We start from the raw sequence: 26,996 nt of genomic DNA, 5'->3' as shown, positions 1-26,996 counted from the left end.
GTTTGCATGGCGGCTTTTCTTTCCTCTTCCCTGAACGCGCTGCCCGGCGTCTGGCAGGGCGATGCCTGGGCGCAAGCGCCGCAGCCGGCGGTGGCCACGGGCCATGCGCCGCTGGATGCGCAACTGCCCGGTGGGGGGTGGCCGCTGGGGTGCATGAGCGAGTTGCTGCTGCCTCCCCAGGCCCATCCCGAGTGGACCCTGGTGATGCCGGCCCTGGCCGCGCACCTGGCGCAAGGCCCGGGACGCGCGGTACTGGTCACGCCGCCGCTGGAGCCCTTCCTGCCGGCGCTGCAACCCCTGGGGCTTGCCGCCGACCGGCTGTGCTGCATTCACCCGTCCAGCCCGCGTGCGGACATGGCCGCGGCATGGGCTTGCGAGCAGGCGCTGCGTTGCCGCGACGTGCGCGCCGTGCTGGCCTGGCTGCCGCAGGTGCCTGCCGCCGTGCTGCGGCGGCTGCAGCTGGCGGCCGCGCAGCACCGCCAACTGCTGTGGGTGATGCGTCCCGAGCGCTCGCGCGCGCAGGCATCGCCCGCGCCGCTGCGCCTGTGGCTGCAACCGCAGGGCGAGGAGCTGCACGTCCATGTCGTCAAGCGGCGCGGCCCGCCGCTGGCGCAGCCCGTGGCACTGCCCGCACGCACGCCGGTACTGGCCGCGGCGCTGCAGGCACAGGCCCAATGGCGCCGCCAGGTGCAGGCGGCCGCCTGGGGCATGGGGGGCCGCACACCGCAGGAGGTGGAGGATGCATTGGCTTGCCTGGCACTTGCCACCCATTGAGGCCACGACCGGGCCCGCCACCGGGTCCGTGATCGGCCTGCCGCCTGCCGCGCAGGGCTGGTGGGCGCTGCGCTTCACGCCGCGCGTGGCCCTTGTGGACGAAGCGCTGCTGCTGGAGGTGAGCGGTACCGAACGCCTGTGGGGCGGGCGCGCCGCTCTGCAAAGCCTGCTGCGTGACCACGCACCCCCCGGGCCCGAAACCCTGGAGGGCGGACCTCTCTGGGCCAGTGCGCCCACGGCGCTGCAGGCCCTGGCCCTGCTGCGCCTGCAGCGCCAGGGCCGGCCCGTGCCGCGGCGGCTGCCGCACGATCTGCCGGTTGCCACCCTCTCGGCGCTGCGCCCGCATGCCCAGGCGCTGCAGCAGCTGGGCTGCCGCACCTGGGGCGCCGTGCGTGCGCTGCCGCGCGCCGGGGTGGCGCGGCGCTTCGGCGCCGAACCCCTGGCGGCGCTGGACCGTGCCTGGGGCGACGCACCGCATGGCCTGGACTGGATCACGCTGCCCGAGCAGTTCGCGCTGGAGCTGGAACTGCCCGCGCTGGCCGAATCGGCCCCCGCGCTGCTGTGGGCCGGCCAGCGCCTGCTGGATGCACTGCAGGGCTGGCTGCGCGCGCGCCACCAGGGCGTGCAGGCGCTGGAGCTGGCCTGGCGCCATGACCTGCGCCGTATCGACGGCGTGGACCTGCCCCCCTGGCAGAGCCTCACGCTGCGCACGGCCGAACCGCTGCAGGGCATGGCGCACCTGCGCCGCCTGCTGGCCGAGCGCCTGGCGCACCAGCGCCTGGCCGCGCCCGTGAGCCGGCTGGCGCTGCGCAGCCTGCAAACCGCGCCCATGCCACAGGCCAGCGCGGACCTGCTGCCGCCCCAGCCAGGCGACGCGGGGGCGGGGCAGGGCGAGCCCTGGCACCAGTTCGTCGAGCGCCTCTCGGCCCGCCTGGGCGCGGACAGCCTGCGGGTGCCGCGGTCCCAGGCAGACCACCGTCCCGAATGCATGCAACAGTGGCAACCGGCCTTGGCGGCCCGCGCCGCGCCGCCGGCGCCCGCACAGAACTGCACCCTCGCGCCCTTGCTTCCGCCCTGGCTCGTGCGGCCTGCGCGGCCGCTGGCCCTGCGCGGCAGCCGGCCTTGCCTGCACGGCCAGCCGCTGCGCTTGCTGGACGGACCGCAGCGCGTGGAAACCGGCTGGTGGGAGGCCGCAGCGGACCTGAACGACGACGAGAGCGATGTGCACGGCAATGCACACAATGGCGCGCAGGATGGTGGCTCGGCCCTGGTGCGGCGCGACTATTTCGTTGCCCACAACCCGGCGGCGGGCACCGTCTGGATCTTCCGCGACCGGGCGACGGGCGGCTGGTTCTTGCAGGGGGTGTACGGATGATGCTGCCCGCCTACGCAGAGCTGCACGCGCTGAGCAACTTCAGTTTTCAGCGCGGCGCCTCGCACCCGCAGGAACTGGTGCAGCGCGCGCACGAACTGGGCTACAGCGCCCTGGCGCTGACCGACGAATGCTCCGTCGCCGGCGTGGTGCGCGCCCATGGCGCGGCGCAGGCGCTGGGACTGCCGCTCATCGTGGGCAGCGAGTTCTGCTGGGGCGACGTGCGCATCGTGGCGCTGGCGCGCGACGTGCAGGGCTGGGGCGACCTGTGCGAGTTCATCACCGCCGCGCGCCAGCGTGCCGGCAAGGGCGGCTACCGCGTGGATGCCCAGTCGCCCTGGGCGCTGCTGCAGGGCTGCGAGGTGCTGCTGGCGCCGCGGCGCGAGGCGTTTGTCGATGCTTCTGATTTAATAGCTGTCAGCGCTTGTCTAGAAAGCGTTAGAGGCCTATTTGGCTCTAACTGCTGGCTGGCGGTAGAGCTGCACACCGCACCGGACGACGGCCTGTGGCTGCGCACGCTCACGCAGGCCGGCGCGCAGTTGGGCCTGCCGTTGGTGGCCGCGGGTGACGTGCACATGCACTCGCGCGCGGCCAAGCCGCTGCAGGACGTACTGACCGCCGTGCGCCTGGGCCGCAGCGTGGCCGCGTGCGGCTTCGCGCTGCAGCCGCATGCCGAGAAGCGCCTGCGCCCGCGCAGCCGGCTGGCGGGCCTGTACCCGCCCGCGCTGCTGGAGGCCACGCTGCAGGTGGCGGCGCGCTGCACCTTCAGCCTGAACGAGATCAAGTACCGCTACCCGCTGGAGACCGTGCAGCCCGGCATGACGGCAAGCCAGACGCTGGCCTGCCTCACCTGGGAGGGCGCGCGTGTCCGTTACCCCGATGGCGTGCCAGAAGCGGTGGTGACGCAGGTCGAGAAGGAGCTGGCGCTGATCGCCGAGTGCGGGTACGAGATGTACTTCCTCACGGTGCACGACATCGTGCGCTATGCGCGCAGCCAGGGCATTCTGTGCCAGGGGCGGGGCTCGGCGGCCAACTCGGCGGTGTGTTATTGCCTGGGCATCACGGCGGTGGACCCGCAGAAGACGCGCCTGCTGTTCGAGCGTTTCATCAGCCGCGAACGCAGCGAGCCGCCCGACATCGACGTGGACTTCGAGCACGACCGGCGCGAGACCGTCATCCAGTACATCTACGACAAGTACGGGCGCGAGCGCTCCGCGATCACCGCGGTGGTCATCAGCTACCGCACGCGCAGCGCCCTGCGCGACGTGGGCAAGGCGCTGGGCGTGGCGCCGGCGTTGGTGGATGCGTTCGCCAAGGAGCACCACTGGTTCGACGACGTGCTGGCCACGGAGCACCTGCTGGCGCTGGCCGAGCGCCTGGGCGAGCCGCTGGGCGCGCACACGGCCGCGCTGTGGCTGCAACTGGCGCGCCAGCTGCGTGGCTTTCCGCGCCACCTGAGCCAGCACGTGGGCGGCTTCGTGCTCACCGAGGGCAAGCTCACACGCCTGGTGCCCGTGGAGCCGGCCGCCATGGACGGGCGCTCCATCATCCAGTGGGACAAGGACGATCTGGACGCCATGGGCCTCTTGAAGGTGGACGTGCTGGCGCTGGGCATGCTCAGCGCGCTGCGCCGCTGCCTGGAAATGCGTGCCGCGCTGCGGGGCGAATCATGGGACCTGGCCGACATCCCGCCCGAAGACCCGGCCACCTACGACATGGTCTGCCGCGCTGACACCGTGGGCGTGTTCCAGATCGAGAGCCGCGCGCAGATGAGCATGCTGCCGCGCCTGCAGCCGCGCGAGTTCTACGACCTGGTGGTTCAGGTGGCGATCGTGCGGCCCGGGCCCATCCAGGGCGGCATGGTGCACCCCTACCTGCAGGCGCGCGAGCGCCGGCGCCAGTGGCAGCGCAGGCAGCGCACGAAGCGCGAGGAGCCGTTCCCCATTGAATACCCGAGGCTCGGCAACGCCCTGCGGCGCACGCTGGGCGTGCCCATCTTCCAGGAACAGGTGATGCAGATCGCCATCGACGGCGCGGGCTTCAGCGCGGGCCAGGCCGACGAGCTGCGCCGCTCCATGGCCGCCTGGCGGCGCAAGGGCGAGGTGCACCGCTTCGAGAAGCCCTTCAAGGACGGTCTGTTGGCGAACGGCTACCCGCCGGAATTTGCCGACCGACTGTTCCAGCAGATTCTGGGCTTTGGCGAATACGGCTTTCCCGAAAGCCATGCCTACAGCTTTGCGCTGCTGGCCTACGCCAGCAGCTGGCTCAAGCGGCACGAGCCTGCGTGCTTCCTGGCCGCGTTGCTCAATGCGCAGCCGCTGGGCTTTTACACACCGGCGCAACTGGTGCAGGACGCGCGCCGCCATGGCGTGCGCGTGCTGCCCATCGACGTGGCGACGAGCGACGTGGACTGCACACTGGAGGAGCCCCTGGCACCCGTTGCCGGCGTGTCCTTGGCGCAGCCGGCCGTGCGCCTGGGCCTGCGGCTGGTGGCGGGGCTGGGCGCGGCGGCGGCCGAGCGGCTGGTGCAGGCGCGCGGCAGCGGCCCCTTCGCCAGCACCGAAGACCTGGCCCTGCGCGCGCGGCTGGACCGGCAGGATCTGCAGGCCCTGGCCGCGGCTGATGCGCTGCGCGCGCTGGCGGGCCACCGGCGCCAGCAGATGTGGGACGCCGCGGCCCAGCTGCGCGCTCCGCCGCTGCTGCAGGACGCGCCCGTGCATGAGGCCGCCCCGCAGTTGCCCACCGCACCAGAGGGCGAAGACATCTTGTGGGACTATGCCGCCACGGGCCTGACGCTGCGGCGCCACCCCCTGGCGCTGCTGCGCGAGAAGCTGCAGCGCTGGCGGCTGGCCACGGCGCAGCAGTTGCAATCGGCGCCCCATGGGCGGCGCGTGCGTGCCTGCGGCATCGTCACCGTGCGCCAGCGGCCGGGCTCGGCCAACGGCACGATGTTCGTCACGCTGGAGGACGAGACCGGCTCGGTCAATGTGATCGTGTGGCCCGCACGGCTGGAGCGCTGGCGCAGCGCGCTGCTGCGCTCGCGCCTGCTGGCGGTGGAGGGCGTGTGGCAGTGCGCCCGCGCACCGGGCGCGGACACGGCCGTGCGCCACCTGGTGGGCGAGCGGTTCAAGGACCTCACGCCGCTGCTGGGCCGCCTGGCGCAGGCGCTGGACGGCAGCCGCGACTTCCATTGAGTTTCAAGAGAAATAAGGCTCTGGCGCTTATGTGACAAGCGCTGACAGCTATCAAAACGATAGTCAGCATGGCCCCACGGGCCGGCCCGAGCGCCATTCCTGTGGAATCAGCGCGTACAGCGGCGTGGGGTCGCGCACGAACAGCTGCGGTGTGGGCGGCGGCTGCAGGGTGAGCACCGAACCCTCGGGCGACAGCTCCATGGTGGAGAGCTGGCGCATCCAGGCCACATCGATCGTGCCGTCGGGCGCGGGGCGGGAGTAGATCAGCTCCAGCATGCGCTTGGCGGGTCGGCTGCCGCTGGCGGCGGCGATCTGGTACAGGCGGATGGCTTCGGTGTAATTGGACGGCACGCCGTCGCCGCGGTGGTAGCGGCGCGCCTGCGCCAGCCATTCGTCGGCCGTGTGCGGGGCGGGCTGTGCGCTGATGGTCTGCTCCATGCGGCTGGCGAGCAGCCGGGCATTGGAGGCTGCCGCGGGCGAGCGCGGCGCCGCCGCGCGGAACTGTGCCAGCGCATCGGGCAAGCGCGCCGCGGCGATCTGGCGCAGGCCCAGTTCGTTGAGCGCCTGGGCACTGCCGGCCTGGGCGGCGCGCTGCAGCAGGGCTGCGTGTCCGTTCTCCTGTGGGGGGGCATCCGGCGCGCGCGGTGCGGCGGCGGGAGGCGGCAGCGGGGCCAGGCGCTCCTGCGCCCACCATTCCAGCAGCAGCGCCAGCGGCGCGTCCACCGCACGCAACTGGGCGATCCACGGGCGCGCGGCCGCAGGTTGCGGCGGGCCCACGCAGCCATCGATCTCGCACCAGGCCAGGCCGGCGCTGGCGTAGGGCTCACCCAGCGCGCGGGCGCGCTCGAACCAGTACCGCGCCTGCGTGCGGTCCAGGGGAACGCGCTCGCCATGCAGGTACAGCAGGCCCAGGACCCAGGCGCTGCGCGCGGCGGCCTTTTCCGCTGCGCTGCCCTTGCGCGCTGGCGCCAGGGCCGTGGCGCGCAACCGGCGCAACTGCGCCAGGGTGGCCTCGTCCTCGGGCTGGGGCAGGCGCAACGGTTCGGCCTGGGGTTGGCCGGAGGGCTGGATGCGCGGCACGCTGGAGGAGCCGGATGGCTCGATCAGCGGGGCCGCGGGCTGCACCGCCGGCGGCGTGAAGTCGCCGCCGCCCTGGCTGGGCTGGATGGCGGGCTGCGGCAGCGCTTCGATGCGCGCTTGGGCCGGAGCCAGCAGCGTGCACGCCAGGAGCAGCACGACCGGCAGGGCCAGTCGTCTGCCGCTGGGCGGTAGGGCGGCACCGGCCCGGGGCGCGAAAGGGCGGAGCAGGGGCGTCATGGCGGCGTCCTGGCGAGGTGGGGCGGGCCGCGCCCTCAGCGCTTGGCGGGCTGCGGGGCGGCAGGTGCGGCCGCCGCGGGCTGGGTTTTCTTGGGCTGGGTCTTCCAGTACACCTCGGACTTCACGTAGCCACTGGTGCCCACGCCCTGCTGGAAGGCCTTGTCGATGTCCTCGATGGTGCGGTAGCCGGGAATGTTGACCAGCCCTGCGCCTTGCAGTGGCGCGGGCAGTCGGGGCAGCACGTCGGTTTCGGCGGCAAAGCAGGCCACGCGCTCGGTGCCAGGGCGGCTCGCGTCCATGATGAAGGCGGGGTTGGGCACCAGCCAGTCGGGCAGTCGCAGCGCCTGGTTCGCCGCCACCAGCGAATGCGGCGTGACCTGGTTGGGCGTGAGTCGCATGACGTTGCCCGAGGGGTCGGCAAAGTAGCAGTACATGTGTGAGGTGCGCGACACGGTGGCCGACACGAACACCTGCTCGCCGACTTCGAAAGTGGGCTCCATGCCCGGGGGCAGCGCATTCTCGATCTGCATGTCGACGCGCCGTGGCGGGGGCGTGGTGGAGGTGAGCACGAGGCCCGAGGTGCGCACGGGCGTGGAATCCCCTTTGTTCTCGGCCATGCTGCCGGTGGGGCCCGACGGGCCCCAGCCCACGCGTTGCAGGGAGCCATCGGGTGCCAACGTCACGAAGTGGCGCATCGCGCGCTCGTAGGTGGAGAAGTCCAGCACGCCGGTGGGCACCAGCAGGCTGTCGATCTGGAACTGCGTGAGCGCGGTGCGCAGCGCGGGCGAATCCAGCGCCAGCAGGTCGGTGCCCGCCTGCAGGTAGCCCTGCGCGATCAGCGAGTTCTGCACCAGCGTGGCCTGGCCTACGCCGCCGCTTTCGTCGAACCAGTCGCGCATCTGGCGCTGAAAGTCGGGATGCGTTTGTTCCAGCGTCAGGCACTGCCAGTAGGGCACGCGTGCCCACTTGCCCACCAGCTCGATGGTGGCCAGGTCAATCAGCGTGCGCATGGCGCCGCCGGCGCCCAGCGCGTAGTCGCGCCCCACGTTGAAGTTGACGCCGTAGCTGCCGATGCGCCCGGCCACGTCCAGGCCCTGGCTGCCGCTGCCGATGACCACCTCATTGGCCGAGTCCAGTCCGGGAATCAGCGTGCGCGTGCGAAAGTCCCCCAGGTGCATCTCCAGGCCGATCACGGTGGCCGAGCGGTTGCGGCTGTAGCCTGTGTCCAGGCGGCTGGCGGAGGTGCCGGCGTCGAAGCGGTTGGTGGCCACGTTCTGGTCCACGAACGCAATGGCACCCGACACGTACAGCGCGGGGCGCTGCAGTTGCATGAGGTTGTTGTTGAGCAAGATGGTGGTGAGGTTCTGCACCGTATCCTGGCGCACGATGTCCACCTCATAGTCCACGTAGCGGAAGGCGTTGGACAGCCGCGACATCTGCGACAGAGAGGTGATGATCATGTCCTTGGCAGCAACAGGCACGCGGCTGGAATAATCGATGACCTGCTTGCTGGTGATGAGCGTGGTGGGCACCTGCGCGGCGCGCAGCATGTGGTCCATGCACATCAGCGAATCCGAGAAGCTGGAGACCGAGCGCGTCGGGCGCACGACGGGGCGGTCCGTCGTATAAGCCGCCTGCTGCAGCGATGCGTCCTTGCGGGGGTCTAGCGGCGTTGTGCAGGCACTGAGCAGTAGAGCGCCCGCCAGCATCAGCCAGGCAGCGCCACGGCGTGGGGCGCCGTTGCGGCCAGGACCGCGGGGAAGTGTGGTTGCGGTGTTCATGGCAAAGCCCTCTCGTCTTCGCGTTATCCAACCCTCTGGCGCGGCCGAGCAGGCGCGCGGCGCATGCCCGGCCGCGCCCGCACGCTGGTGGCCGTCACCAGCAGATATTGACCAGATCCCCTCGCAGCACCACCACCTGGTCGGCGCCGGGCTTGCCGGTGCCACCCGAGGCCGCGGTGCCGAAGTTGCTGCCCACGGATTGCGAGCACACGACCTTGGAGCCTTGCGTGTTCACCGCGTTGACGACGTCCTTTTCGGTCACGATGCCCGTGGTGTCGCCAGAGAACGCCTTGGCCACGTAACGGGTCAGGCGCGCCTGCTGCCAGGCGGGCAGGCCGGTGTCGTGGTTGATGTAGCCGGAGCGCGGCGCAGAAGGCAACGGCTGCATCTGCACATTGACCTTCTTGTCCAGCACCACCGGGTCTTCTCCCGGCGCGGCCCAGGCGGGTGCCGCGGCGCAGAGGGCCAGGGCTGCCGTGGCGGGCGCCAGGAAGCGTGTTGCGCGACTGAGCATGGCGAATCTCCTCAAGCAACCTGCACAAAAAGCGCCAGGCCTACAGTAGGCCCGGCGCTCGCGGACTCACCAGTTGGGGCGATAGCAGTTGCCGCCGGGGCAGGGATCCTCGGCGCAAGCGTCATTGGAGGAGATGTTCTGCACCGCGAACGAGTGCGAGCCCTTGGCCTGGTTGACTGCGCTGCCACCGATGAAATTGGCCGTCTGGGTAGAAGCTGCCGCTACCACCACATGCCCGTAGTTGGAGGCGACGTTCTGGGTGGCATGCGCATCGCTGCCATCGGCCAGGTTGCTCAGCACGGCACCCAGGCTGTTCACCGTCTGGGTGGAGGCAGCGCGGATTTCCACCTTGCCGTTGTTGCTGGCGAGGTTCTGGCGGGCAAGGGCGTCGTCACCCTTGGCTTCGTTGGTCACGGCACCCAGGCCCAAATTGGCGGTCTGTGTAGACGAGCCCCCAGCAAAGACCTGCACGGGGCCGGCGTTGGAGGCAATGTTTTGCAATGCCTCGTTGCGTGCGCCGGACGTATTGGTGATGGCGGTGCCAACCGAGTTGGTCATTTGCACGGAAGGCCCATTCAGGGTGATGGTGCTGGGCGGTTGCACTGCCATGGCAGCAGTCGCGACGGCACTCAACGCAAAAAATGCAAGAACTTTCATGACTGTCTCTCCTATAACGTGTCAAAAAGACCGCGCCCTCCGGTGGCTTGGGTTATGACCGGTGTCACGGCTACATCGACAAGAAGAAAGACCGCACCCGACCCGAGGAGGAATGCCGGAGGCCGCCCGTCTTTTTGTCTGGCTCCAGTTTCCGCAGGGGGGCCTCCGGCATCCATCTCCCATCGCGGGTAGCCGAAGAAGGGGGCGTCTCTGACAGCACTGGAAATGCGTGCGTCAGAGAGGAAAGAGGGCCAAGAGAGGCGCTGAAAAGGTCCGGCGCGGCGGTGTTTCCCAGGTAGTGTCATTCGGTAACAACCGAATCGCTGCGGATGGGATGTGTTTATTGCCAGTGGAGGTCAGACCGGGCGGGACTGCAAAAACGGCTGGCAAAGCCTGCATATTCTTTCGAAGGGAAAATTTCCCATTAATGCGTTTGAATGAGATTTATCCCTTATCTGTGTTAGTTTCAAAATGTGAGTCAGGTAACTCACGAAGAAATTACGAATATCTCCGGATGTTTCGGTGTAATTTGTTTTCCTGTGAGGAAAGCACCCAAAGCGTTGGGATGATCTTTCCGTGGTTACGGTGTGCAAACGCTGAGGGGCCGCCAACAGGCGCCCCCGTCTGGAGACTTCTTTATGCTGCCCGTCAACGATCCTCCTGGTGCAATGGCCGCTCCGCGGGGGACGTCTGTCACCCCAGGCCAATTCGCCATGCACCAGAATCCGCCCTCCATCTGGCCGGACTTTCTGGCGGGGCAACTGGAAAAGCCCGTGCGCGTTTTGCTGGTGGATGACGATGCGCACATGCGGCGCGTCATCGCGCAAGAGCTGATGAGCGACCAGCGTACGCTGCTGGTAGCGCAGGCCACCAGCGTGCGCGAGGGCCGCAAGGCCATCAAGCAGCATGAGTTCGATGTGATGCTCGTGGACCTGAACCTCGGTGATGGCGAGGGCTTCATGCTGATCGACTACATGAAGTCGGTGCGCCCCACGGCCGAGGCCATCGTCATCTCCATCATGCAGAACGATGAGCAGGTGCTGCACGCCTTTGAACTGGGTGCCACGGGCTATCTCGTCAAGAACTCATGGTTCGGCAGCTATCCCCAGGCGGTACTGCAGGTAGCCAACGGCGGTGCTTCCATCACCCCCAACCTTGCGCGTCGCCTGCTGCAGCGGTTTGACCCGAGCGGCGCCGCGGCCCCGCACGCCCAGCGGCGCGTGGAGCAGGAAACCGAGCGCCTGTCCCAGCGCGAGAAAGAAGTGCTGCGCATGGTGGCCAGCGGTTACACCAGCGCCGAGATCGGCAACCGGCTGTTCATCAGCAGCCTGACCGTGAACACGCACATCAAGAACATCTACCGCAAGCTGCAGGTGCGCACGCGGGCGCAGGCCGTGCGCTTCGCGTCACTGCGCGGGCTGTTCTGAAAGAAGAGCCGCCTGGGCGCACAAACGTCCGTCGCACCTGCCGCAGGGATGAGGGAGATTTCCATGTTTCGCACCCGTCCGCCGGCCTTTGCAATCGCCTGCGTTGCTGTCTGGTTGCTTGCCATGTCCGTCGATACCCTGCTGCTGGTCTCTGCGGAGCAACTGAGTCTGCAGGCGCAGTTGCGCTGGAAGCTGCTGGGCCTGGGGCCCTGGTAGTGCTGGGCATCTTGCTGATCGTGCAGTTGCCGCGCGCACTGCAGTGGCGCCCACGGCGCAGCATCCGGCCCAGCCCTGATGTGAAGCGCGAGCGCGAACGCATTGCACGCAACCTGCACGACCAGGTGGGGTCCCAGCTCGTCAACGCCATCGCCCTGGTGGACGAGCGGGACCCCGAACACGGGACGCTGATGCAGTCGCTGGAGTTGTGCCTGCTGGACCTGCGCCTATTGGTGGATTCGATGGACGGCGAGGACGATTCCCTGGCGGACCGGCTCGCGCGGCTGCGCCACCGCATCCAGCCTGCGCTGGACCGGCGCGGCATCGCGCTGCACTGGGAGATTGCGCCACACGATGAACTGGCCCTGCCAGAAGGCAAGGTGGCGCGGGAGATAGCCGCCATCGTCCAGGAAGCCGTGAGCAATGTGCTGCAGCATGCGGACGCCACGGCGCTCGTGATCCGCCTGCACTCCGTGCAAACGCTGCAGGGCAGGGCATGGCAGTTGCAGGTGGCAGACAACGGCGCAGGGCTGCCGAGCGGCGAGCCCGCGTGCCACAGTCTGGGACGCGGCATTGACAGCATGCGCTCGCGTGCGGCGGCGGTGGCGGGCTGGCTGGAGCTGTTGCCGCAGGAAGGCCGCGGTCTGTGTGTGCAACTCACGGTTCCGGCCGTGCAGTGAGCACGACCAGTGCGTGCCCCAGGCCGCACACCCAGAAAACTATTAAAACAATAGCTGTTGACGCTGTATTGGCGAGCCTTGTGGGCTGCTTTAACGTTGAGCGCGCGAGGCGGGCTTGGCCGGCGCAGATGCCGGTGACGCGCCGGCCTTGGCCAAAAGTGCAGCGCAGTGCGCGTCGTCCTCCGCGGCGGGCACGGTAATCGGCAGCAGTGCCAGCGCCGCGGGCGCCGTGAGGGCGGCAGCCACCGCCGCCCCCGCGCGCAGCAGCAGCGGCCCGGGTTCTACCCCCACCTGCGGATCTGCGAAGGTGCCGCGCACATACAACGGCGTGCGCAGTGAGAAGAATTTCCACTTCAGCGAATCGGGCGTGATGCGCAGGTTGAGCAGTTCGTCGCCGAGGTCCACCGTGCCCTTGGCTTCGACGATGGCCTCCTCGGTGTTGAGCTTAACGGTGCGCGTGCTGGCCACCCCACCTTGTACGTCCAGGTTGGCCACGGCGCAGCGCAGCTTGACCTCCTTGTCGTCGCCGAACAGTTTGGAGACGATGACGCTGCCCAGGTTGAGCGCCGCCAGATCCAGTAATTCCTTGCTCAGCGTGCCGTCGCGGATGTACAGCCGCATTTCGCCCCCGCTGGTGCTCAGCATGCGCGCCACCGACTGCCCCTGGCCGGTCAGCGCCAGAGCGCCGTCCAGCCGCCCCAGGCTCTTTTGCATGCGCTCCACCTTGGGAAAGAGAGCCGACAGCTGCAGGCCCTGGACCGAGCCCTGCAACTGCACCTGCAGCGGATCGGTGCGGCTGTCCAGCAGCACATTGGAGTCGATGCGGCCGTGGGCCACGCCAAAGCGCAGCGGTGTCAGGCGCAGCTGGCGGTCTTCCAGCACCGCGCGCACGCTCAGGTTGTCCAGCGGCAGGCTGTCGGGGCGCACCACCTTCTGCCCGGCAAATGCCAGGTCCAGATCCATGGCGCCCCAGCGGTCGGTGGCGAAGCGGGCATCGGGCAGCACCTTGCCGGGGCGGCGCGAGGTGCCTTTCTCCTGCGCGCGCACGCCGCTGGGCGCGCCCAGGACCGGGCCCAGGTCGGCCAGGCGCAGTTGCTTGGACGTCATATGGCCCTGCAGCTTGGGACGGGGCTCGCCGCCTGTGTAGGTCAGGCTGCCGTGCAGGTCGCTGCTGCCCACGGTGCCGTTGAAGTCGCGGTATTCCCACACCGCTTTGGCCGGTGCCAGGTTGCCGAGCAGGCGCCCCTCGACCTGGAACGGCGGCGTGTTGGGCAGCACCAGGCCGGTCAGTTCATACAGGTCCGCCATGCTGGGCGCCTTCACAAACACCTGCAGATCCATGCCCGAAAGCGCGGCGGGATTGTTGAGCACGCCTTCCACCCGCGTCTGCACGCTGCCCGAGCGCGCGGAAAAGCGCAGCGGATACCGCGCGGCCTGCTGGCGCAGCGACAGCACCGGTCCTGCCAGTCCTTCTCCGGTGATGCGCGCCTTGCGGTAGGTGCCCTGCAGCGCGATCTTCATGCCGTACTTGCCTTCGGCCTGCGGTGCACCAGTGGGCAGGGTGTCGATGCGGGCACGCAGCGCCAAATCCTTCACGCCGTCGGCATAGCCCAACCAGCCGCCGCGCACGACGAGCTGGTTCAAGCGCAGATCCCAAGGGTTGTCCTCAGCCGTACTCTGTGGGGCACGGGAGCGCGTGAAGGTCCAGTTGTTGCGCCCGTCCTGCCGGCGCGCCAGCACGATGTCGGGCGCCGTCAGCACGACCGTGTCCAGCAGCAGCGTGCGGGACAGCAGCGGCAGCAGGCGCAATGTGGCGCTGGCGCTGGCGATGGTGCCCATGCCCGTGAGTGGGCGTGCCGGAGCATTCGCTTGGGTATCCCCCACCTCCAGCGCGACGGCGCGCGCGGCGTCGGACGCCGCCGAACCCGCAGACGCAGGCGCTGCTGCCGCCGTGCGCGCGTCGGCATCACCTGCGGGCGCGGCTGGCTCGGGGTGCGGGGGAAGGGCGGGCAGTTGGTCCGTGCCTTTGCCCGGCGCTTCCGGCACCTCAAAGCCCTCCGGGTTGCTCAGGGAGAGCTGCTGGGCACGCACGGTCACACCAGGTACCCAACGGCGCCAGCCTTCTTCCAGCGGTTGGGGCCAGTGCCACTCCGCGGACAGATCGCCATCGATGGAGAAGGTGCGCCCCGTGGCCTCGCTCACCTTGTCGTTCACCCAGGGTTTGGCGCGGTTCCAGTCCCAATTCACCAGTACCACGATGAACAGCGCCAGGGCCGCCACCACTGCGCCTATCGTGCCCAGCGTCCAGCGCAGCACGCGCTGGCGCGTGGAACGGTGGGGGAGGGAGGCGGCGGTGGGCGTGTTCTCAGGGGGCATGGCAAAGGCGCCGCAAGCTGGCCAAACGGGTGTGCCTTGCCGCAGGGCGCGGAGTGGTGTTTGAAGCCATGCTAGTGCGAACATCCTCGCGCTGGGCCGTGCGTACGGCGATTGCCGCGCTTGTCCTACAGCCCACCCATAGGACGCCGCCGGGGCGTGCATGCGCCTTTGGCCTACGTTGAACCACAGCTGTTGCTTCAAGAATGGCGCCATTGCATTCACTTACACCGAGGCGCTCCTCATGCAAACGACCGACGCACTCACCCAGGAAACGATCTTCGGCGTGGCCGACAGCGTGACCTATTCCGGCATGCTGTGCCTGGCGCCGGATGGCCGCCGCTACTTTTACGCCCATGCCCAGGTGGATGGACGCACGCTGCCCCTGCCGCATGACCACTGGACCTCGCGCGATGCCGCGGTGCGCGGCCTGGCGGCCATCGCATCGGGCGAGAGCAAGCCCGCGGTCGCATGACACCGGAGCCCACCGCGATGGATGCAACGCCTGCGCTGCCCCAGGTCCTGGAAGAGGGTTATCGCGGCTTCCTGATCCGCATTCCTATTCCTGAGGCCACGCCTGCCGCTGCGGGCACGCCGGTCCAGGTCAGCGTGGCGGCTATCTCGCAACACGCGATAGCCCATATGGACGCCATACGGTGGGCGCCCGTGGAAGGATCGGAGGGCGATCTGCACACACTCGCACGGATCAAGCAAGCCATCGACGAGGCGTTGGACGGCGTGGATCGCGCGTCGTGAGCGTCGGTTTGCAACCCAAGACAAAATAGCCTCTAGCGCTTTACCATCAAGCGCTGATAGCTATCAAAAAAATAGTATTGTTGCATGGAGCGGGAGCCTGGGGCCCCTACAATCGCGGCCCCATGCACAACAGCCACGATCCCCGGGTCCTGCCCATGCGCGACGGCGTCAACCCCAGTTGCGTGGTTCTGCCCTCGGCGGGGCAGGGGCTTCTGGTGGACTTCCTCGCGCAGCGCTTGCCCGCCGTGTCGCGCGAGGACTGGCTGCGCCGCCTGCGCGCGAACGAAGTGGTGGACGAGTTCGGCGCGGCCGCCACGGAGCGCAGCGCGTTCACGCCGGGCGTACGCTACTACTACTATCGCGAACTGCCGCCCGAGCCCGAGCTGCCGTTCCACGAAACCGTGCTCTACCAGGATGCGCACATCCTTGTGGCCGACAAACCCCACTTTCTGCCCGTGGTGCCCGCGGGCCGCTACCTGCAGCAAACCCTGCTGGTGCGCTTGAAGCGCCGGCTGGGCCTGAGCGAGTTGTCCCCCGTGCACCGCATCGACCGCGACACGGCAGGCCTGGTGCTGTTTTCCGTGCAGCGGGCAACGCGCGGCACCTACCAGGCCCTCTTTCGCGACAGACGGGTGCACAAGGTCTATGAGGCCGTTGCACCGTGGCGTGCCGACCTGCCGCTGCCGTGCATCCATGAAAGCCGGCTGGAGGAAAGCGGCCATTTTTTTCGCATGCACGAGGTGCCCGGCACGCCCAACGCGCGCACGCACATCGACGTGTTGGAGGTTGCGGCACCCTGGGCGCGCTACCGGCTGCAGCCCATCACCGGAAAGCGCCACCAATTGCGCGTACACATGGCCGCGCTGGGCCTGCCGCTGCGCGGCGATGCGTTCTACCCGGAGGTGAACGACCCGCCGGAAGGGGACTATTCCAACCCGCTGCAACTGCTGGCGCGCACGCTTGCCTTTACCGATCCCCTCAGCGGAGAGGCGCGGCGGTTTGACAGCCGGCTGAAACTGCGTCCGCTGACGGATTAGCGTGTGGGAAAGTGGGGGGAGGGGAGAGCAGCCGGAAGGCCGCGTTGCAGCACGCCTTGCCGGAATGCTGGAGCGGGCGATGGGAATCGAACCCACGTCTTGAGCTTGGGAAGCTCAGGTCCTACCATTGAACGACGCCCGCAAAGTCGGTGGATTCTAGCGCACTGCCGCGTGCTTTCCGGGCAACCGTGCGATCTGCGCCGGCCGACGACCAGCCTGTCCTGCCGGTACATAGGTTCGTGGGCATTTCTGGCCATCGGACAATAGGAGCAAGCGCTGGCAGCTACGAAAAAAGAAGCAAAGGTGCTCTCTACTTCTGGATATCGCCCACGCAGAGGTATTTGATCTCCACATAGTCGTCCATGCCGTAGTGGGAGCCCTCGCGCCCCAAGCCCGACTGCTTGACGCCGCCGAAGGGCACATGCTCGGTCGCGAGAATGCCGACGTTCACACCCACCATGCCATATTCCAGCGCCTCGCCCACTCGGAAGATGCGGCCCACGTCGCGGCTGTAGAAGTAGCTGGCCAGGCCGAACTCGGTGGCGTTGGCGGCAGCGATGGCTTCCTGCTCGGTCTCAAACCTGAAGACCGGCGCCAGCGGGCCGAAGGTTTCCTCGCGCGCGCACAGCATTCCAGCGGTGGCGTTGGCCAGCACCGTGGGTTCAAAGAACTGGCCCGCGCCCAGTTCCGCCAGGTGCTTTCCGCCCGTCACGACGCTGGCGCCCTTGGCGACGGCGTCGTCCAGGTGGCGCTGTACCTTGTCCACCGCGGCGGGTTCGATCAACGGGCCCTGGTTCACGCCGTCCTCGAAGCCATTGCCGACCTTCGCGGTTTTTACGCGGGCGGCAAACTTGGCGACGAAGGCGTCGTACACCCCCGCCTGCACGTAGAAGCGGTTGGTGCACACGCAGGTCTGCCCGGCATTGCGGTATTTGCTGGCAAAGGCGCCTTCCACGGCGGAGTCGAGGTCGGCATCGTCGAACACGATGAACGGCGCATTGCCGCCCAGCTCCAGGCTCAGCTTCTTCACCGTGGGCGCGCACTGGGCCATGAGGATGCGCCCGACCTCCGTCGAGCCGGTGAACGACAGGTGGCGCACGACGTCGCTTGCGCACAGCACCTTGCCGATGGCGATGGAGTTCTCCGCATCGGCCGTCAGCACGCTCAGCACGCCTGCGGGAATGCCCGCGCGCAACGCCAGCTCGGCCGCGGCGAGGGCGGTGAGGGGGGTGAGCTCGGCCGGCTTGATGACCACCGGACAGCCCGCCGCGAGCGCCGGCGCCACCTTGCGCGTGATCATCGCCAAGGGGAAGTTCCACGGCGTGATGGCCGCGCACACGCCGATGGGCTGCTTGAGCACCAACAGGCGGCGGTTGTTGTCGAACTGCGGCAGGGTTTCGCCGTTCACGCGCTTGGCCTCCTCGGCAAACCACTCGACGAAGCTGGCGCCATAGGCCACCTCGCCCTTGGCCTCGGGCAGTGGCTTGCCTTGTTCTGCCGTCATGAGCCGGCCCAGGTCGTCCTGGTGCTGCATGAGCAGGTCAAACCACTGGCGCAGGATGGTGCTGCGCTCCTTGGCGGTCTTGGCCTTCCATGCGGGCCATGCTTCGTTGGCGGCGGCGATGGCCAGCTCGGCTTCCTTGGCCCCCAGGTTGGCCACATCGGCCAACTTCAGGCCCGTGGCCGGGTCGTGCACGGCAAAGCGTGCGCCGCCTGCGAACCACTGGCCTCCCAGCAGGGCGTCGGTCTTGAGCAGGCTCGGATCCTTGAGCAGGGAAAGGGGTGATGTCTTCATGTCCATGGGGTGGCTCCTGGAAGGCCGCGGCGGGCAAGGCAAAGGGGCAGGATAGCGCCGTGCGTGCGCAAGGGTGAAATCTATAATGGCAGGTTGGTCACGACGGGATGCCTTGCGCTGCCATACCCGCCCACGAACCCCATACACACCATGAGCACACCCACTTTCTCCGTTGCAGACATTCGCAAGACCTTCCTGGACTTCTTCGCCGCCAAGGGGCATACCGTGGTGGCGTCCAGTCCGCTGGTGCCGGGCAACGACCCCACGCTGATGTTCACCAACTCGGGCATGGTGCAGTTCAAGGATGTGTTCCTGGGTACGGACAAGCGCCCCTATGTGCGCGCCACATCGGTGCAGACCTGCCTGCGCGCCGGCGGCAAGCACAACGACCTGGAGAACGTGGGCTACACCGCGCGCCACCACACGTTCTTCGAGATGCTGGGCAACTGGAGCTTTGGCGACTACTTCAAGCGCGAGTCGCTCAAGTGGGCCTGGGAGCTGCTGACCGAGGTCTACAAGCTGCCTCCCGAGCGCTTGCTGGCCACGGTCTACGCCGAGGACGACGAGGCCTACGACATCTGGACCAAGGAAATCGGCCTGCCGCCCGAGCGGGTGATCCGCATCGGTGACAACAAGGGCGGCCGCTACAAGAGCGACAACTTCTGGATGATGGCCGACACCGGCCCCTGCGGCCCGTGCTCGGAGATCTTCTACGACCACGGCGAGCACATTGCCGGCGGCCCCCCCGGCAGCCCGGATGAGGACGGCGACCGCTTCATCGAAATCTGGAACAACGTGTTCATGCAGTTCGACATGGACGAGCAAGGCAACGTCAAGCCGCTGCCCGCACCCTGCGTGGACACCGGCATGGGCCTGGAGCGCCTGGCCGCCATCCTGCAGCACGTGCACAGCAACTACGAGATCGACTTGTTCGACGCGCTGATCAAGGCCGCGGCGCGCGAAACAGGCACAAGCGACCTGACCAACCCGTCGCTCAAGGTCATCGCCGACCACATCCGCGCCACCGCCTTCCTGGTCGCCGACGGTGTCATCCCCAGCAACGAGGGCCGCGGCTACGTGCAGCGCCGCATCGTGCGCCGCGCCATTCGCCACGGCTACAAGCTGGGTCGCAAGACGCCGTTCTTCCACAAGCTGGTGCAAGACCTGGTGCAGCAGATGGGCGATGCCTACCCCAAGATCCGCGAGCAACAGGCGCGCATCACGGATGTGCTGCGGGTGGAAGAGGAACGCTTCTTCGAGACCCTGGCGCACGGCATGGAGATTCTGGACAGCGCTTTGGCTGGCGGCGCCAAGACGCTGCCGGGCGACGTGGCGTTCAAGCTGCACGACACCTATGGCTTCCCGCTGGACCTGACGAACGACGTGTGCCGCGAACGGGGCGTCAACGTAGACGAAGCGGGCTTTGCCACCGCCATGGAACACCAGAAGAGCACTGCCCGCGCCGCAGGCAAGTTCAAGATGGACCGCGCGCTGGAATACACCGGCGCGGCCAACCAGTTCACGGGCTACGAGCAACTGGCCGAAAGTGCCAAGATCGTCGCGCTGTACGTGGACGGCACCAGCACCGCGGCCCTGCACGCGGGCCAGAGCGGCGTGGTGGTGCTGGACCGCACGCCGTTCTATGCCGAAAGCGGCGGCCAGGTGGGCGACCAAGGCACCATCGGCGCTGGCTCGGCGTGCTTCACCGTGGCCGACACGCAGAAGATCAAGGCCGACGTCTACGGCCACCACGGCACGCTGGAAGCCGGCACGCTGAATGTGGGCGACACAGTGCAGGCGCAAGTGGACCTGCAACTGCGCGCGGCCACCATGCGCAACCACTCGGTCACCCACCTCATGCACAAGGCGCTGCGCGAGGTGCTGGGCGACCATGTGCAGCAAAAGGGCAGCCTGGTGAACGCCGAGCGCACGCGCTTTGACTTCGCGCACAACGCGCCCCTGACGGCCGCGCAGATTCGCGAGATCGAACGCCTGGTGAATGCCGAGGTGCTGGCCAATACCGACACCAACGCGCGCCTGATGGACATCGAAAGCGCGCAGAAAACGGGCGCCATGATGTTGTTCGGCGAGAAGTACGGCGAGACCGTGCGTGTGCTGGACATCGGCACCAGCCGCGAGCTGTGCGGCGGCACGCACGTGCGCCGCACGGGCGACATCGGCCTGTTCAAGGTGGTGGCTGAGGGCGGCGTGGCCGCAGGCGTGCGCCGCATCGAGGCGGTGACCGGCGAGAACGCGCTGGCCTACCTGCAGTCGCTGGAGTCCACGGTGGACCAGGCTGCAGCCGCCCTGAAGGCGCCCCCTGCGGAGCTGACCGCCCGCATTGGCGGTGCGCTCGATCAGATCAAGACGCTCGAGAAGGAACTGGCTGCACTCAAGGGCAAGCTGGCTTCCAGCCAGGGCGACGAGCTGGCCGGCCAGGCCGTGGACGTCAAGGGCATCAAGGTGCTGGCGGCCCGGCTGGAAGGCGCGGACGCCAAGACCCTGCGCGAGACCATGGACAAGCTCAAGGACAAGCTCAAGACGGCGGCCATCGTGCTGGCGGCCGTCGATGGCGACAAGGTGCAGCTGGCGGCTGGCGTGACGGCCGACAGCATCGGCCGTGTCAAGGCCGGGGATCTGGTGAACTTCGTGGCGGCCCAGGTGGGTGGCAAAGGGGGCGGCAAACCCGACATGGCCATGGCCGGCGGCACCAACGCGGCGGCGCTGCCGCAGGCGCTGGCAGCCGTGCAGGGCTGGGTGGGCGAGCGCATCTGACGACGGCCTGGGCCCCCAGACGGGGGCCCGGCGCACTTGCGGACATGTTGCACCCGCGTGGGCGGTGGTGGCCTGCGCCGTGGTCGCACCGGACCCAGGGGGCTAGGCAAAAGACGGCAGGCGCAGCGCCGTCTGCTGGCAAATGGGGCTAGAACAACTCCACTTCGTCGTGCGCCACCTTGATCTGCAAGGCGCCACTGTTGACCAGATCTTCATAGAAGCAGACCTGGTTGCGTCCATGTTCCTTGGCATAGTAGAGCGCCTGGTCCGCACGCCCCAGGATCTCCACCGGCGAGCCCTGTTGCGTGGCCGCGAAGCCGATGCTCACGGTGATGTGGCCGATCTGCGGGAACACATGCGTCTGCACGGCCGCGCGCAACCGCTCCAGCGCCTGGCGCGCCTGCGCCAGCGTGAGGGAACGCAGCAGCACCACGAACTCCTCTCCGCCGAAGCGGAAGATGCTGTCCTGGCTCTGGAACTGCGTGCGCAGGCGGTTGGCCACCAGGATCAGCACCTCATCGCCATAGAGGTGTCCAAAGCGGTCATTGACCGACTTGAAATGGTCGATGTCGATCACCGCCAGCCATTGGCGCACGGTGTCTTCGCCCTCGCCTGGGCTGGCGGGTGCGCCGGTCTGTCGTGAGAACTGCTCCTCGAAGGTCTTGCGGTTCAGCAGCCCGGTGAGCGCGTCCCGCTCGCTGTAATCCAGCAGGCTCTGGTAGTTTTGGTAGACCAGAAACACGCCCATGATCACGTCGCGCTGGTGCCGCGTGAAGCGGCGGGACTGGGTGATTTCCAGGCACGCCGTGGGGCGCCCGCCCAGCCACATGGGCAGCCAGAGCGTGTGGCGCTGCTCGGAGGCACGCGCGGCGCTCTCGCCCTGGGTGGCGATGCAGTGGGCCAGTTCAGGCTCTTGCGCCAGCGGAATGCGCTGGGGATCCGAAGCAGCGTCGTACTCACTGGAGACTAACTGCCCTTCGTGGCTCCAGCTGCGCGGGCGCAGCATCAGGACTTCGTCCTGCGTGAACAGCTCCAGCGCCCGCACCTGCACGATATGGCCCAGCTTGAGCAGCGTGGACAGCACCGAGACCTCCAGGCGCAAGTGGTCCCGGTGGGCGGTCATTTCGGCCAGGTTCTGGAGGATGGGCTTCATCGGGAAACGGGAATAGACGCTCAGCGGCGCGTGAACACCAGGTCCCACACGCCATGGCCGAGCCGCATGCCGCGGTTCTCGAACTTGGTCAGGGGGCGATAGTCCGGCTGCGGAGCATAGCCCTCGGCGGTGTTGGACAGCAAGGGTTCGGCCGACAACACCTCCAGCATCTGCTCCGCATACGGTTGCCAGTCGGTCGCACAGTGGATGTAGCCCCCCGGCTTCAGGCGTGCCGCCAGCTGCGCCACCAGCGGCGGCTGGATCAGGCGGCGCTTGTTGTGGCGCTTCTTGTGCCAGGGGTCGGGAAAGAAGATATGCACGCCGTCGAGCGATCCGGGCGCCAGCATGTGCTCCAGCACCTCGACGGAGTCGTGCTGCAGGATGCGGATGTTGTGGATGTCCTGCTCGCCGATGCGCTTGAGCAGCGCGCCCACACCGGGTTCATGCACCTCGCAGCACAGAAAGTTGTCTTGCGGGCGCACGCGCGCGATGTGTGCCGTGGCCTCGCCCATGCCGAAGCCGATCTCCAGCACCAGCGGCGCGCTGCGGCCGAAGGCCGCAGTGGCGTCCAGCAGGGCGGGCGCATAGTCCAGCACGTAGCGCGGGCCCAGCTCTTCCAGCGCCTTGGCCTGGCCGGTGGTGGTGCGGCCGGCGCGGCGCACATAGCTTTTGATGCCCTTGGGATGGGCGACGTCTGCCGGGGCGCTGCCTGCGGCACCGGGCATGGGGGGGGCCGCGGGGGCCTGCGGGTCTTGCGAAGAAAGCGTTTGAGTCACAGCGGCGAATTGTAGGTTCCAGGCCATGCCTTGACCCAGAATGCGAGTGCATCGGCGATGCCTGCTGTGCCTGTAGGTGACGGCAATCCCAGTACCTGGGCTGCATTTGTCAAAGCCTGCAGCGGCTGGCTGTCGTCGATGGGGGGAGCGCCATGTTGTTTGGAGAGCTTCTCGCCATCCGCCGCACGTACCAGGGGCGTATGCAGGTACTGCGGCGTGGGCACGCCCAGTGCGGACTGCAGCAGGATCTGGCGCGGCGTGTTGTCGGCCAGGTCTTCGCCGCGTACCACATGGGTGACGCCCTGGTCGGCGTCGTCGACCACTACCGCAAGCTGGTAGGCCCACAGGCCATCTGCACGCCGCAGCACGAAGTCGCCCACCTGCCGCGCCACATCCTGAAACTGCGGGCCCAGGCGCCGATCGGTCCAGGAGACCCCGGAACTTGCTATTGAATAAATAGCTGTTTGCGCTTGCTGGATGGGCGCTGGAGGCATTTTTGATTGATACCGCTGGGTATGGAAGCGCCAGGCGCGCGGCGTGCGTCCACCCAGGCCGTGGCGGCAGGTGCCAGGGTAGGGGCGTTCCACATGGCGTTCATGCACCAGGCCCTGCGCCTGCAAGGCGGCTTCGATGTCGCGGCGCGTGCATGCGCATGGGTAGGCCAGGCCGGCGTGGAGCAGCCCATCCAGCGCTTGCTGGTAGCGGGGGCCGCGGGTGGATTGGTACAGCGGCTGCTCGTCGGGCAGCAGGCCGCAGCGGGCCAGCTGCGCCAGAATGCGCTCGTCGGCGCCGGGCACGCAGCGCGGCGGGTCCACGTCTTCGATGCGCACCAGCCAGCGCCCGCCGCGTCCTCCAAGGGCCGCGCGCGCGTCCAGCCAGCTGGCCAAGGCGGCGACGAGCGAGCCCGCGTGCAGCGGGCCGGTCGGAGAGGGGGCAAAGCGGCCGACGTAGCCCGCGGCTGCCGTCATGCAGCGGTGAGCGCGAGCTCCAGGCCCGAGACGAAAGCGTCTTCCAGCCGGTGCCCCAGGCACCAATCCCCGCAAACGCCCAGGCCCAGGGAGGCGTCCCACAGAAAGCTCTGGCCCAAGGGCTTTTGCGTCTGCGCGTGGCGCCAGCGCCGCATCTCGGCATGCGTGGGCGTGGCGCGTATGCCGGTGACTTCGGCAAACGCCTTGATGAGCTTGGCCTGCACGCGGGGGGCCTCGTCGTTCAGGTGCTCCAGCGACCAGGCGGGACTGGCCTGCACCGTCCAGCGCTCGATCTGTGTCCGGCCGGGCTTGCTGGACTCTCGGGCCAGCCAGGCAATGCGGTGGTGCGTACTGCGTGCGGCGTTCCACTGCGGACCGAGCGTGGTCAGCCCGGGGCGCACGGCCTGCGCAAAGGCCAGCATCAAGGTCCAGCAGGGCGCGATGTCCACGCCGGCCAGGGCATCGTCCCACGGCGTGGAAACGCCGGACTGCTGCAGCAGCGCCCGCGACAGCGGTGCGGGCTGGGCCAGTACCACGCCATCGAAACCCGCATACACCTGCGATCCCCCATCCAGCGTCTCGGTGCGCAGCTGCCAGGCCGTGGGCCGCATGGCGTCGCGCTCGATGCGCGTGACGGCCGTGCGCGTGTGCAGGTGGCCTTCGCGCGCCAGTGGTGCCGCCCAGGCCTGGACCAGCGCATCCATGGCGGGGGCCGCCACCCAGTGCGCTTCACCGGGCGGTGGCGCGGCGGTGGCGACGCGCCCGGCGGCGTCCAGCACGCGGATGGTGGTGGCACTCCAGGCGCGGCACAGGCCGGAAACGGTGTCCAGCGCCCGCTGAAAGCGTGCGTCGCGTACCGTGAAGTACTGCGCGCCCGAATCAAAACTGCCAAACGGCGACGCCAGCGCCGCCGTGCGCCCGCCGGGCTGCGGCGCCTTCTCGAAGACGGTGACCATGTGGCCCGCCTGGGCCAGTGTGCGGGCGCAGGCCACGCCGGCCATGCCGGCACCCACCACGGCAAAGCGCCGCGCGGCGCCCAGGGGCGCGACCTGCTGGCCTTGTTTCAGTCGATCGCTGGAGCGGGAGGAAAAGCGGGTCATGGCAGGCCTTCGATGACGTCGGAAATGGGCTGGTGCAGTGCTGGTAATTAGCGCAGCGCTAGTGTTGACTCTACACGCGCCGCGCGGCCCACGCATTCAGAACTGGTGGTGGTTTTCCAGCAGCGCACGGCGTGTGGCGTCACTTTGCAGTTGCGACAGCCACCACTGCAGCGCGCGGCCCGGCGCAGCGTGCCCGGGGCCACCCCATTGGTAGCTCAGACGCACGTTGCGCGCGGGGCGCGCCACCTGCCGCTCGACCAGATGGCCGGCTTCGAGGTACGGACGCACCATGGGCTCGGGCAGAAAGCCCCCGCCCAGGCCGCGCAACTGTGCATGGATCTTGGCGCGCATGTTGTCCACGGTGAGGACGTCCTGCCCCGCGAGGATGCCCATGGTCACGTTGCTGCGCCGTGCCGAGTCGGCCACGGCGATCACGCGGTGTTCGCGCAGCATGGTGTCGCTGATGGGCTCGGGCACCTTGGCCAGTGGGTGATGGGGCGCCACGACGAAGATGAAGCGCACCTCGCCCAGCGGGGCGGATTGCAGCCCGGCGACGTTGGAGGCACCCACGGCCACGCCGATGGCCAGGTCTGCTTGGCCCGACGTCAGCGCTTCGGCCGTGCCGCCGAGGATGCCGTCGCGCCACTTCACGCGCGTGGGTGGACCGAGGGCGTAGAACGCCTCCACCAGCTCCAGCATGGTGGTGGGCGAGATGACGCCGTCCACCGACAGCGTGAGCTGCGGCTCCCAGCCCGTGGCCACGCGGCGCACGCGGTTGGCGATGGCGTCCACGTCTTCCAGCAAGCGCTTGCCTTCGCGCAGCAGCTCCATGCCCGCATCGGTGGGCCGTGCGTGGCGGGCGCTGCGGTCGAACAGCAGCACGTCCAGCGCATCCTCGATCTGGCGCACACGGTAGGTCAGTGCGCTGGGCACCACGCCGAGCTGGCGTGCCGCCGCGGCAAAGCTGCCCGTCTCCGCAATGCTCTGCAGCACGGCCAAGTTTTCGGGGGTCAGGGCATCGCGGGTGTTTTGCATGATCGACGGCTTATTCGTTCAATGAGTTTGAATGATGCCTTCAAGCCCGCTGTCCCTGCAAGGGCGCTGCGCCACCTACAGTTCTCTCCAACGCAACGCATTTCCAGGAGCGACCCCATGCTGACCCTTCGCAAATCGCAAGATCGCGGCCACGCAGACCACGGCTGGCTCCATTCGTACCACAGCTTCTCGTTCGCGGGCTACTACGACCCGCGCCACATGGGCTGGGGCAACCTGCGCGTCATCAACGAGGACCGCATCGCGCCGGGCACGGGCTTCGGCACCCATGGCCACCGCGACATGGAGATCATCAGCTACGTGCTGTCTGGCGAACTGGCGCACCAGGACAGCATGGGCAACGTCAAGGGCATTCCGCCCGGCGACGTGCAGCGCATGAGCGCCGGCACGGGTGTGATGCACAGCGAGTTCAACCACGCCGAGGGCCAGCAGACGCACTTTCTGCAGATCTGGATCGAGCCCAATGTGCGCGGCATCGCGCCGAGCTATGAGCAAAAGCGCTTTCCCGATGCCGACAAGCGCGGCCAGTTGCGTCGCGTGGCCTCGCCCGACGGCGCGCAAGGCTCGGTCACGATCCATGCCGACGCCACGCTGTACGCGGGCCTGTTCGACGGTGCTGAGGCGGCGGAGCTGCCCATTGCCGCAGGGCGCAAAGCCTATGTTCACCTGATCCGCGGTACGCTGCAGGTCAACGGACAGCATCTGAGCGGGGGCGACGCGGCCCTGCTGGATAACGAAAGCAGCGTGACCCTGTCCGGGGGAAGCGATGCCGAAGTTCTGGTTTTTGATCTCGCCGCGTGAAGTCTGCCCATCCACTTCAACCCTAGGAGTTCCGCCATGTTTGCTACCCTGCAAAACCCTCTGGCCCTGGTGGGCCGCATCCTCATCGCCCTGTTGTTCATCCCTGCGGGGTTCGGCAAGATCAGCGGCTTTGCCGGCACCGTGGGCTACGCCACGTCCGTGGGCATGCCCATGCCCACCGTGGCCGTTGCCGTCGGCCTGTTGATTGAACTACTGGGCGGCTTGGCACTGCTCTTCGGATTCGGAACACGCATCGCTGCGATGGCGCTGGCCGTGTTCACGCTGGCGGCCAGTTTCTTCTTCCACGCCTACTGGGCTCTGCCGGCGGACCAGCAGATGATGCAGCAGCTGTTGTTCTTCAAGAACGTTGCCGTGACGGGCGGCCTGCTGGCATTCGCCGCCTTCGGTGCCGGGGCATGGAGCGTGGACGGCGCACGGTCCGGGCGCTGATTGCTATCGAAAAAGAAGCTGCTTGCG

At 68.2% G+C, this 26,996-nt stretch carries 22 protein-coding genes and 1 tRNA gene; 11 read left to right on the top strand and 12 right to left on the bottom strand.

Annotated features, from left to right (window positions below):
* The first annotated feature begins 6 nt into the window (after positions 1-6).
* Genes imuA through K2L43_RS09885 form a run of 3 tightly spaced genes read left to right on the top strand, consistent with a single transcriptional unit; the run spans position 7 to position 5,340 of the window.
* Positions 7-774, top strand: a complete 768-nt coding sequence (gene imuA, locus K2L43_RS09895; protein ID WP_220637443.1) for a translesion DNA synthesis-associated protein ImuA — start codon at positions 7-9, stop codon at positions 772-774.
* Positions 740-2,149, top strand: a complete 1,410-nt coding sequence (locus tag K2L43_RS09890; RefSeq protein ID WP_220637442.1) for a DNA polymerase Y family protein — start codon at positions 740-742, stop codon at positions 2,147-2,149. Before imuA ends, K2L43_RS09890 begins: the two co-directional genes overlap by 35 nt.
* Positions 2,146-5,340, top strand: coding sequence for an error-prone DNA polymerase (locus K2L43_RS09885; RefSeq protein WP_220637441.1), 3,195 nt, complete (start codon positions 2,146-2,148; stop codon positions 5,338-5,340). The genes K2L43_RS09890 and K2L43_RS09885 overlap by 4 nt, the downstream gene beginning before the upstream one ends.
* Before the next feature lie 63 nt (positions 5,341-5,403).
* Here K2L43_RS09885 and K2L43_RS09880 read toward each other — a convergent pair whose 3' ends face one another.
* The 4 genes from K2L43_RS09880 to K2L43_RS09865 all read right to left on the bottom strand — a co-directional run bounded on the left by K2L43_RS09880 (position 5,404) and on the right by K2L43_RS09865 (position 9,609).
* On the bottom strand, positions 5,404-6,657 hold the full coding sequence (locus tag K2L43_RS09880) for an SEL1-like repeat protein (RefSeq protein WP_220637440.1): 1,254 nt from the start codon (positions 6,655-6,657) through the stop codon (positions 5,404-5,406).
* A 35-nt stretch (positions 6,658-6,692) separates the two neighbouring features.
* Entirely contained in the window at positions 6,693-8,438 is a 1,746-nt protein-coding gene (locus K2L43_RS09875) for a DUF4384 domain-containing protein (RefSeq protein WP_220637439.1), read from the bottom strand.
* A 94-nt stretch (positions 8,439-8,532) separates the two neighbouring features.
* Complete coding sequence (locus K2L43_RS09870) at positions 8,533-8,952, bottom strand: hypothetical protein (protein ID WP_011805218.1); 420 nt, start codon at positions 8,950-8,952, stop codon at positions 8,533-8,535.
* Between the two features lie 66 nt (positions 8,953-9,018).
* Entirely contained in the window at positions 9,019-9,609 is a 591-nt protein-coding gene (locus K2L43_RS09865) for a hypothetical protein (protein ID WP_220637438.1), read from the bottom strand.
* Positions 9,610-10,322: 713 nt separating this feature from the next.
* On the opposite strand from K2L43_RS09865, the gene K2L43_RS09860 reads away from it, so the two are divergent.
* Complete coding sequence (locus K2L43_RS09860) at positions 10,323-11,036, top strand: response regulator transcription factor (protein WP_162844542.1); 714 nt, start codon at positions 10,323-10,325, stop codon at positions 11,034-11,036.
* Positions 11,037-11,251: 215 nt separating this feature from the next.
* Positions 11,252-11,932: a sensor histidine kinase gene (locus tag K2L43_RS09855; protein ID WP_231403384.1), complete on the top strand. Its 681-nt coding sequence runs from the start codon at positions 11,252-11,254 to the stop codon at positions 11,930-11,932.
* A gap of 90 nt (positions 11,933-12,022) precedes the next feature.
* Here the strand turns inward: K2L43_RS09855 and K2L43_RS09850 are convergent, their stop codons facing one another.
* Positions 12,023-14,308, bottom strand: coding sequence for an AsmA family protein (locus K2L43_RS09850; RefSeq protein WP_220637437.1), 2,286 nt, complete (start codon positions 14,306-14,308; stop codon positions 12,023-12,025).
* Between the two features lie 241 nt (positions 14,309-14,549).
* Between K2L43_RS09850 and K2L43_RS09845 the strand changes: the two genes are divergently transcribed.
* From K2L43_RS09845 to K2L43_RS09835, 3 genes are all read left to right on the top strand, one after another.
* Entirely contained in the window at positions 14,550-14,780 is a 231-nt protein-coding gene (locus K2L43_RS09845; protein ID WP_041839010.1) for a hypothetical protein, read from the top strand.
* Between the two features lie 17 nt (positions 14,781-14,797).
* A complete protein-coding gene (locus tag K2L43_RS09840) occupies positions 14,798-15,061 on the top strand; it encodes a hypothetical protein (RefSeq protein ID WP_015913306.1) in 264 nt (87 codons plus the stop codon).
* 122 nt (positions 15,062-15,183) lie between these two features.
* A complete protein-coding gene (locus K2L43_RS09835; protein ID WP_220637436.1) occupies positions 15,184-16,098 on the top strand; it encodes a pseudouridine synthase in 915 nt (304 codons plus the stop codon).
* 68 nt (positions 16,099-16,166) lie between these two features.
* Here K2L43_RS09835 and K2L43_RS09830 read toward each other — a convergent pair.
* Positions 16,167-16,240, bottom strand: a tRNA-Gly gene (locus K2L43_RS09830).
* Positions 16,241-16,408: 168 nt separating this feature from the next.
* Positions 16,409-17,899: an NAD-dependent succinate-semialdehyde dehydrogenase gene (locus tag K2L43_RS09825; RefSeq protein WP_220637435.1), complete on the bottom strand. Its 1,491-nt coding sequence runs from the start codon at positions 17,897-17,899 to the stop codon at positions 16,409-16,411.
* Between the two features lie 144 nt (positions 17,900-18,043).
* Between K2L43_RS09825 and alaS the strand changes: the two genes are divergently transcribed.
* Positions 18,044-20,668, top strand: a complete 2,625-nt coding sequence (alaS, locus tag K2L43_RS09820; protein WP_011805223.1) for an alanine--tRNA ligase — start codon at positions 18,044-18,046, stop codon at positions 20,666-20,668.
* Positions 20,669-20,816: 148 nt separating this feature from the next.
* Here the strand turns inward: alaS and K2L43_RS09815 are convergent, their stop codons facing one another.
* From K2L43_RS09815 to K2L43_RS09795, 5 genes are all read right to left on the bottom strand, one after another.
* Entirely contained in the window at positions 20,817-21,821 is a 1,005-nt protein-coding gene (locus K2L43_RS09815) for a GGDEF domain-containing protein (protein ID WP_103738226.1), read from the bottom strand.
* Positions 21,822-21,841: 20 nt separating this feature from the next.
* Complete coding sequence (gene trmB, locus K2L43_RS09810) at positions 21,842-22,624, bottom strand: tRNA (guanosine(46)-N7)-methyltransferase TrmB (protein WP_220637434.1); 783 nt, start codon at positions 22,622-22,624, stop codon at positions 21,842-21,844.
* Positions 22,594-23,565 carry a tRNA glutamyl-Q(34) synthetase GluQRS gene (gluQRS, locus tag K2L43_RS09805; RefSeq protein ID WP_220637433.1) on the bottom strand — a complete coding sequence of 324 codons (972 nt, stop codon included), beginning with the start codon at positions 23,563-23,565 and terminating at the stop codon, positions 22,594-22,596. Before gluQRS ends, trmB begins: the two co-directional genes overlap by 31 nt.
* Positions 23,562-24,665 carry an NAD(P)/FAD-dependent oxidoreductase gene (locus K2L43_RS09800; RefSeq protein ID WP_011805227.1) on the bottom strand — a complete coding sequence of 368 codons (1,104 nt, stop codon included), beginning with the start codon at positions 24,663-24,665 and terminating at the stop codon, positions 23,562-23,564. Before K2L43_RS09800 ends, gluQRS begins: the two co-directional genes overlap by 4 nt.
* A 96-nt stretch (positions 24,666-24,761) precedes the next feature.
* Complete coding sequence (locus tag K2L43_RS09795; RefSeq protein ID WP_220637432.1) at positions 24,762-25,700, bottom strand: LysR family transcriptional regulator; 939 nt, start codon at positions 25,698-25,700, stop codon at positions 24,762-24,764.
* A gap of 117 nt (positions 25,701-25,817) precedes the next feature.
* On the opposite strand from K2L43_RS09795, the gene K2L43_RS09790 reads away from it, so the two are divergent.
* Together K2L43_RS09790 and K2L43_RS09785 are read left to right on the top strand one after the other, a co-directional pair.
* Positions 25,818-26,519 carry a pirin family protein gene (locus K2L43_RS09790; protein ID WP_088886791.1) on the top strand — a complete coding sequence of 234 codons (702 nt, stop codon included), beginning with the start codon at positions 25,818-25,820 and terminating at the stop codon, positions 26,517-26,519.
* A 36-nt stretch (positions 26,520-26,555) separates the two neighbouring features.
* Positions 26,556-26,969 carry a DoxX family protein gene (locus K2L43_RS09785; RefSeq protein ID WP_220637431.1) on the top strand — a complete coding sequence of 138 codons (414 nt, stop codon included), beginning with the start codon at positions 26,556-26,558 and terminating at the stop codon, positions 26,967-26,969.
* The last annotated feature ends 27 nt before the right edge of the window (positions 26,970-26,996 follow it).

The sequence above is a fragment of the Diaphorobacter sp. MNS-0 genome, assembly GCF_019602835.1.
GTDB classification, from domain to species: Bacteria; Pseudomonadota; Gammaproteobacteria; order Burkholderiales; family Burkholderiaceae_C; genus Diaphorobacter; species Diaphorobacter nitroreducens.
The sequence above is the reverse complement of the archived record's forward strand: the minus strand, read 5'-3'. Positions and strand labels throughout refer to the sequence as shown.